General features: G+C 32.7%; 1 protein-coding gene. It reads left to right on the top strand.

Annotated features, from left to right (window positions below; translation table 11 throughout):
- A partial coding sequence (locus tag SB756_RS28085) for a tetratricopeptide repeat protein (protein ID WP_410912753.1) occupies positions 1-430 on the top strand: 430 nt, incomplete at its 5' end.
- Positions 431-474: the final 44 nt, after the last annotated feature.

The raw sequence follows: 474 nt of genomic DNA, 5'->3' as shown, positions 1-474 counted from the left end.
AATCGCACATAACAAAATGGAATTAATGAGTTATAAAAAAGCTGATCAACATTATGCAACCATCATTAAAAAATCAGATGAAATCGGGGATTCATACACCAAAAGTTTAGCTCATTACAATATCGGTATCAGTTATGAAAAACGTGGTGATCTATTACAAGCTGAAAGCCATTTACTAAAAGCAATTGATATACCAGAACACAGGGAATCATTGAACACCATCCGCACATATTACATGCTTAGCAAAGTCTGTTTTAAAAGTCGAAAAACTGACAAAGCTCTTGTCTGGTACAAAAAAGCATGGAATCTAGTCGAGGAAAATAACGAAGATGAATACAGAGCAAAACTCATGATACTAGATGCACTTTACAACAATAGTCACATAAACAATATTCACCACTGGACAATAGCAATCTTAATTTCTCCTTAAAATTCAGGAACTAATTATGTAATTCTTAATACCAATATGCCAAT

The organism is Pseudomonas sp. SIMBA_068 (genome assembly GCF_046534705.1).
In the GTDB taxonomy this organism is placed as follows: domain Bacteria; phylum Pseudomonadota; class Gammaproteobacteria; order Pseudomonadales; family Pseudomonadaceae; genus Aquipseudomonas; species Aquipseudomonas putida.
The sequence above is the reverse complement of the archived record's forward strand: the minus strand, read 5'-3'. Positions and strand labels throughout refer to the sequence as shown.